This window comes from Dorea sp. MB18-49 (assembly GCF_023669465.1).
Lineage (GTDB): Bacteria > Bacillota > Clostridia > Lachnospirales > Lachnospiraceae > Dorea_A > Dorea_A longicatena.
The window spans coordinates 1-7962 of sequence record NZ_JAMOYX010000076.1; the positions used below are offsets into that span (position 1 = coordinate 1).

General features: G+C 42.2%; 6 protein-coding genes. All 6 read right to left on the reverse strand.

Going from position 1 to position 7962, the window contains the following annotated elements; all coding sequences use genetic code 11:
* Positions 1-37: 37 nt before the first annotated feature.
* The 6 genes from ilvA to plsX all read right to left on the reverse strand — a co-directional run bounded on the left by ilvA (position 38) and on the right by plsX (position 7862).
* Positions 38-1252 (reverse strand): threonine ammonia-lyase, encoded by a 1215-nt coding sequence (gene ilvA, locus NCY30_RS14430; RefSeq protein ID WP_006426667.1) that lies wholly within the window; start codon positions 1250-1252, stop codon positions 38-40.
* A gap of 21 nt (positions 1253-1273) precedes the next feature.
* Entirely contained in the window at positions 1274-2227 is a 954-nt protein-coding gene (gene ftsY, locus NCY30_RS14435) for a signal recognition particle-docking protein FtsY (RefSeq protein WP_006426668.1), read from the reverse strand.
* Positions 2228-2236: 9 nt separating this feature from the next.
* Positions 2237-5797 (reverse strand): chromosome segregation protein SMC, encoded by a 3561-nt coding sequence (gene smc / locus NCY30_RS14440; RefSeq protein ID WP_055193920.1) that lies wholly within the window; start codon positions 5795-5797, stop codon positions 2237-2239.
* A 7-nt stretch (positions 5798-5804) separates the two neighbouring features.
* Positions 5805-6500 carry a ribonuclease III gene (rnc, locus tag NCY30_RS14445; RefSeq protein ID WP_022415977.1) on the reverse strand — a complete coding sequence of 232 codons (696 nt, stop codon included), beginning with the start codon at positions 6498-6500 and terminating at the stop codon, positions 5805-5807.
* A 66-nt stretch (positions 6501-6566) separates the two neighbouring features.
* Positions 6567-6803 (reverse strand): acyl carrier protein, encoded by a 237-nt coding sequence (gene acpP / locus NCY30_RS14450; RefSeq protein WP_006426671.1) that lies wholly within the window; start codon positions 6801-6803, stop codon positions 6567-6569.
* Between the two features lie 36 nt (positions 6804-6839).
* Positions 6840-7862 carry a phosphate acyltransferase PlsX gene (gene plsX, locus NCY30_RS14455; protein WP_022415976.1) on the reverse strand — a complete coding sequence of 341 codons (1023 nt, stop codon included), beginning with the start codon at positions 7860-7862 and terminating at the stop codon, positions 6840-6842.
* Between the last annotated feature and the right edge of the window lie 100 nt (positions 7863-7962).

The window sequence follows — 7962 nt, forward strand, 5'->3', positions numbered from 1 at the left end:
TGATTATGGGGATTCCATAATCATTTTTTATATATTATTAATAAAGTTTTGCGTTAACTTCTCTTGGACTTAAGCCCTCGTCTTCTAAGGCTTTCATAATCTGGTGTTTGTGTTCGGTTCCGAATGCTTCCAGAGTGATTCGAAGTTCTACTGCTGCGTTTCGGTTGGTACTTACGAACTGGTTATGCTCCAGTTTGATTACATTACCATTTGCTTTGGCGATTGTAGCTGCAACGCGTACCAGTTCACCCGGCTTGTCCGGAAGAAGTACAGATACAGAGAAGATTCTGTCTCTCTGGATCAGTCCGTGCTGTACGATCGAGGACATTGTAATCACATCCATATTACCACCACTTAAGATGGATACGACTTTCTTTCCTTTCAGATCAAGCTGTCTGAGAGCCGCTACTGTCAGAAGGCCTGAATTTTCTACGATCATCTTGTGATTCTCTACTACATCGAGGAATGCACCGATCAGATCATCATCTGCAACTGTAATAACTTCATCTATATTCTTTTCTGCATATGGGAAGATCTTTTCTCCGACACGTTTTACAGCTGTACCATCAGCGATCGTATTGGCACTTGCAAGTGTTACCGGATGTCTTTCTTTCAATGCCTCTGTCATGCTTGCAGCGGCAGCCGGTTCTACACCGATTACTTTGACATTCGGATTCAGCATCTTGGTAAGTGTCGAAACTCCTGTGATCAGACCGCCGCCACCGATTGGTGCGAGAATATAATCTACGTCCGGAAGTTCTTCAAAGATTTCCATTGCAATACTTCCCTGTCCCGTTGCAACATCCAGATCATCGAAAGGATGTACGAATGTGTATCCTTCTTCTTCTGCCAGTTTCATTGCATATGCACAGGCATCATCATAGACATCTCCGTGTAATACGACTTCTGCTCCATAGCTCTTTGTACGATTTACTTTGATCAATGGTGTAACTGTCGGCATAACTACTGTTGCCTTGCAGCCGAATTTCTTTGCTGCATATGCCACGCCCTGTGCATGGTTACCTGCAGACGCAGTTACAAGACCTTTCTTTCTGTCTTCTTCGCTCATTGTACTGATCTTGTAATATGCACCACGTACTTTATAAGCACCTGTATACTGCATATTCTCTGGTTTCAGATAGACATCAGCACCTGTCTGTTTGCTTAAGTATTCACTGTATACCAGCTTAGTTGGCAGGGTTACTTCTTTTACGATTGCACTCGCCTGTTTGAATTTTTCTAATGTTAACATCTCGTACTTCCTCTCTTCCTCTTATTCGTTTTCTGAAACCTCTTCTGAAGCCTCATCATCTTTCGGTCTTTCGAATAACGCATTCACGAAATCATCTGCATTAAATTTCTGCAAATCGTCAATAGTCTCTCCCACACCGATATATTTTACCGGAACGCCCAGCTCTGCATGGATGGCAACTGCGATTCCTCCTTTTGCGGTTCCATCCATCTTTGTCAAAACGATCCCTGTAATCTCTGCCACATCGTTGAATTCCTTCGCCTGCTGCAGGGCATTCTGTCCTGTTGTTGCATCCAGAACAACCAATGTCTCTCTGTATGCCTCAGGGAATTCCCGGTCAATGATCTTATTCATCTTTCTGAGTTCTTCCATCAGATTCTTTTTATTGTGCAGACGTCCGGCTGTATCGATCATCAGCACATCTGCATGCCGCGCCTTTGCTGCCGCAACAGCATCAAACACAACCGATGCCGGATCAGATCCCTCCTGTCCGCCGATCAGCTCTGCCTGCGAACGGTTCGCCCATTCTTTTAACTGTTCTCCGGCCGCCGCACGGAATGTATCGGCCGCTGCAATTACAACTTTCTTATTCTCTGCACGAAGCTTTCCTGCAAGCTTTCCGATCGTTGTAGTCTTTCCTACACCATTGACACCGATTACCATCACTACGGATGTGCGGTTTTCAAATTCATATGCTGTTTCTCCGATGTCCATCTGTTCTTTGATACTTTCGATCAGAAGTTCCCGGCATTCCATTGGTTCTTTGATGTGTTTTTCTTTTACTTTTGCCTTCAGATCATCCAGAATATCATATGTTGCCTGTACACCAAGATCTCCCATGATCAGAACCTCTTCCAGCTCCTCGTAAAAGTCATCATCGATACGGGAGAATCCGTGAAAGATGCTGTCCATTCCTGATACAATATTGTCTCTGGTCTTACCAAGACCGGCAACCAGTTTTTCAAAAAATCCCATATCTTCCTCCTATTTATCCAGTTCATTTTCAAGCAGGCTGACAGATACCAGTGTAGATACACCTTTTTCCTGCATAGTGATACCATACAGTCTGTCTGCCGCCGTCATTGTTCCACGTCGATGTGTGATTACTATGAACTGCGTATACTTTGTTAACTTGTGCAAATATTGTGCAAAACGGTCTACGTTATTATCATCCAGTGCCGCTTCGATCTCATCCAGCAGACAGAACGGTGACGGCTTCAGATTCTGGATCGCAAAAAGAAGTGCTATCGCTGTCAATGCTTTTTCTCCACCGGACAACTGCATCATATTCTGCAGCTTCTTTCCAGGCGGCTGGGCAATGATCCGGATACCCGCCTCCAGAATATCCTCATCTTCCATAAGTTCCAGCGTTCCTTTTCCGCCTCCGAACATTTCCTTGAATACCTGATCGAACTCGGCTGCAATTCTGGCGAACTGCTCTTTGAACTGCTTACGCATGGCATTATCAAGTTCCTCGATAATCTGTTCCAGTGTTTCGGCTGCTTCTACCAGATCATCATGCTGGCCTTTCAGGAATTCATAACGCTCGGATACACTTTTATATTCTTCTATCGCATTAACATTGACATTACCCAGTGCACGGATCTCACCTTTTAACTCCTGGATCCGTCTCTTCATATCTGCAAGATCGGTCAGGTTCGGATTCCTAAGTTCTTTTGCGTGATTCAGTGTGAGTTCATATTCCTCCCACATATAATTAATCTGCTTTTCAGAAGCTTCTTCGTACCCTTCCCTCTGACTTTCCAGACGATAAACCTCTTTATCAAGATCTGTCATATGTTTTGAGATCTCTTCACGTTTTTCGAAAAATGATTTGTGCCGTTTATTCAATTCCTCACGTTCTCTTTTTGAACGTTCAATCTGAAGTTTGATTTCATCAAACAGATCCCCGGAATTATCAATTGTTGTTTTCAATTCCTGGATCTTCTTCTCTTTTTCGGCAATTTCCTGAGAATTTCCACCCTTATTCTTTGTCAGTTCTTCCAATTCTGCCCGGAATTTATCCATCTCTTCACGGATACGGATAATATTTTCCGTAATAAATGTATACTTCTGCTCTAATCCTGCATATTCCAGATGAATCTGTTCTGATTTTCTGGTCTTAAAGCTTTCCTTTGCGTGGATCTCTTCCAGCTCTTTTTGTTCTTTCTCAATGTTGATATTCAGATCATTTTCCAGACTTTCTGACGTATCCAGTTCTATATTAATAGACTCCTGATTGTCCATTATCTCGTTGATCTGTGTATCCAGTTTTGCAGCTTCATTTCGCAGATTATCGAATTGTTGTTTGAAGCTCTGGATCTTTGCAGATGACTGATCTGCATTCATCTTTGCGGTATTCTGTACGACATACGCTTTCTGAAGCTCTGCACTGATTGCGTCAGTCTTTTCATAATACCCTGCGCGTTCATCTTTCAGGCCACAGATCTGCTGTTCCGTCTCCGTCATCTCCTGTTTTAATTTCTGAACGGTCTTTTCAAACTCTTCGATTTCTCTTCGTCTGCTCAGAAGATTACTGGAATTCTTAAATGCTCCACCGGTCATGGAACCACCCGGATTGATCAGTTCCCCTTCCAGTGTAACGATACGGATTGACTGGTGGTATTTTCTTGCGATCATTGTTGCATGATCAATATGATCTACTACCAGTGTTCTTCCCAGCAGATAATCTGCGAGAGTTTTATATTTATTCTCTACCTGAACCAGTTTGTTGGCTGTTCCGACAACTCCCGGTTCTTTAAGTGCTTCCGGACGATTGATCCCGGAATTCGCACGGATTGATGTTAAAGGCAGGAATGTTGCACGGCCGAACTTATTCTTCTTCAGGAAATTGATCATACGTTTTGCCGTATCTTCATCCTCGGTTACGATATTCTGGATATTACCGCCAAGTGCGGTCTCAATAGCAATCTCATAGTCTTTTTCAACCTTTACGATATCTGCTACTACACCCAGAAGTCCCTTCTCACGGTCCTTATTATCCATAACTTTACGAATACTGTTACCGTATCCGTCATAACGTTCTGTAATATTCTTAAGGGATTCCAGTCTTGACTGCTCCCGGTGGAAAGCAGACTGACCAATCTGTAATTTCTGAGACTCTCTGGATATCTGCGCCTGTAACGTCTTAATGTTACTTTCATATTCTTTATTTTCATTGTTCAGGGCTATGATCTTGTCTGAGATAACTTTTAATTCCATCTGATACTTGTTCAGATTTTCATTTTCTTCTGCAATCTCACTGTCATTAGCAAGGATCTCTCGGTTGATCTGCGACTTTCTAACCTGGATCTGTTCCATCATCGTATCAAATTTCTGGATCTGAGCTTTCGTAGATGCTCTGTTATTCAGTATCTCCATGATATGATTCTTCTTTTCATCAACGGATCCGGTAATCTGCGCTATCTTCGCCTGTAATTCCGTCAGTTCATTCTTAATCTGATCTTCTTCCGACTGTTTTTCTTCCATCTGTTTTACAATGGAAACTTTCTCCGTCTGAAGTTCTTTCATCTGTCCTTCACGGACATCCATCTCGGAATCAATCACGCTGGCCCGCTGTTCGAAATGTTCATCGTTCATCCGTGCACTGTGAATCTGTTCCTTTAACAGTGCGATCTGGTTCTCTAACTGCTGCTTCAGAATCGTCGTCTCATTTAATTGACGGTTAGCCTTTTCGACAGAAGCGTCAATCACTTCCACCTGTTCTTCAATCGCCTCATATTCCGTCTTCGTATCCGCATATTGTCTGGTTGCTTCTTCAAGCTCCCCTTTTGTAATACGAAGCTTCTCTTCCAGCCCCCGAATCTGATCTCGGATACGTTCCATTTCCAGCAGGAACATGTTGATATCGTATGTTTTTAATTCTTCCTTCCGTTTCAGATACTCCCTCGCCTTTTCAGACTGACGTTCTAACGGCCCAACCTGCTTTTCCAGCTCAGACAGAATATCATTGACACGGACCAGATTCTGGCGTTCATCTTCTAACTTTTTGACCGACATACTTTTTCTTCGTTTGAATTTGACAATTCCTGCTGCTTCATCAAAAAGCTCTCGCCTTTCATCCGGCTTACCACTTAAGATCTTATCAATCTGTCCCTGTCCGATAATCGAATACCCTTCTTTTCCGATACCTGTATCATAGAAAAGTTCATTTACATCTTTTAATCTGCATGCTCTTCCATTGATCAGATATTCGCTTTCTCCGGAACGGTATAGCTTTCTTGCTACCGTAACTTCTTCGTAATCAACCGGAAGCTTATGGTCTGAATTGTCCAGAGTGATCGCCACCGATGCATAACTAAGCGGCTTTCTGTTCTCAGTACCGGAAAAAATAACATCCTGCATGTTGCCGCCTCTTAACTGCTTCACACGCTGTTCCCCAAGCACCCATCTGACCGCATCTGCTACGTTACTTTTTCCACTTCCGTTCGGACCGACAATGCCGGTGATTCCATTATGGAATTCGAATTTAATTTTATTGGCAAATGATTTAAATCCCTGCACTTCTATGCTTTTTAAATACATTCCACACCTACTTTATATTCTTTTCATGCAGTTTCAAAATGCTGATATATGCAGCCTCCTGCTCTGCTGCTTTCTTCGTCCGGCCTTCTCCGACTCCGTATTCTTCTTCTCCGATATGTACCGCAACACGGAAAATCTTATTATGATCCGGTCCCTCTTCACCAATCAGATGATACGAGATTACTTCTTTAAAATTCGCCTGCACGATTTCCTGCAGGATAGTCTTGCTATCAAAAAAGAGTTTCTTGTTCTCCAAATCTTTCAAAATAAATCGATGTATAAACTCTTTTGCATTAGCAAAACCACCATCAAGATAAATTGCTCCGATCAGAGCCTCCATTGCATCCGATGTTACAGATTCTCTCTTTCGTCCTCCGGTAGCATCTTCTCCTTTACCAAGCAAAAGGTATTCGCCAAGATCCAGATCTCTTGCACAGAATGCCAACGCCGGTTCACATACCATACTTGCCCTCGTCTTCGTAAGTTCCCCTTCCGGAAGCTTCGGATTATTGTGAAACAGGAATTCGCTGGACACCAGTTCAAGGACCGCATCTCCCAGAAATTCCAGACGTTCATTACACTCATACTTTGGCAGATGCTTTTCGTTGGCATAAGAGCTGTGAATCATCGCCTTTGTAAACAGGGTAAAGTCATCAAATTTGTAACCAATCTTTCCTTCTAATTCTTTAAGGTCTTTGCTCATTGTAAACTCCATCCTAAAGAACGAAAAAAGCCCCTGGCAGGGCTCTTTCGTTCTTTTTATATCTGCCTAGTTATTATTTGTTGCATTCTTGATCTGCTCAACAGCATCTCCAACTGTAGAGATCTGCTCAGCGTCATCATTATCAATCTCAATGTCAAATGTTTCTTCTATTCCCATAATAATCTGGAAGATATCAAGGGAGTCTGCTCCCAGATCATCTACAAATGTTGTGTCCTCTGTAATATCATTCACTTCTACATTTAATACATCAGCGATGATTTCTTTTAATTTTTCAAGTTCCATATCAAATCTCCTTTTCTCATCATAATTAGTAATATATTATTCAGCGGATTTTTGCTCCGATTGAATACTTTCTTTGATCTTTTCATTAATTTTCTGCTTTTTAAATGTCACACATTGGATCAGTGTATTGCTGACTTCTTTTGCTTTCGAGCTTCCATGTGTCTTTACGACCAGACCGTTTAATCCAAGCAATGGTGCACCGCCATACTCACTTGCATCAAATGACTTTAAAGTTGTTTTTAACGCCGGTTTGATAAGCAATGCTCCGATCTTGCTTCTGAGTGTGGACATCAGTCCTTCTTTTACCTTACTGATCAGTACCGCTCCGACACCTTCATATAGCTTAAGGATTACATTGCCCGAAAATGCTTCTGTCACAATGACATCAGCCTGTCCATGCGGAATCTCTCTTGCTTCTACACTTCCGATAAAATTCAGTTCTTTTTCTTCTTTTAAAAGAGGGAACGTCTCCTTTACCAGTGCATTACCTTTTTCTTCTTCTGCTCCGATATTTACAATCCCAACTTTCGGATTCTTAATACCAACTACATGTTCCATATAGATAGAACCCATCTTAGCAAACTGAACCAGATGTGAGGCTCTGGCATCTACATTCGCTCCACAGTCGATCAGAAGTGCTACACCCTTCTCTGTCGGGATCAGTGACGCAAGTGGTGGCCGCTCTACACCTTTGATCCTTCCAACGATTACCTGTCCACCTACCAGAATTGCTCCGGAACTTCCGGCAGATACAAATGCATCAGCCTTTCCTTCCTTTACCATCTTCATTCCGACTACGATGGAAGAGTCTTTCTTTCTTCTGATCGCATTCACCGGAGGTTCGGCAGTCTCTATTACTTCTGTTGTATTCACAACTTCCAGTCTGTTCTTATCATAAGTATACTTCTGCAATTCAGCATTCACTATATCTTCTTTGCCAAGCAGATATACCTTTATATCCTGTTCACGTCCAAGAGCATCTACTGCTCCTTTTACCATTTCACCCGGTGCATTATCCCCGCCCATGGCGTCCAATGCTATCACCGTAATTTCTGACATATTGATTCCTCCTAATATTACTGAATTTATTCTACTAAACATCCATGCAAAAATCAATATTTTCAAAAATATTTATCAGAAGTTTGATAATATATGATCC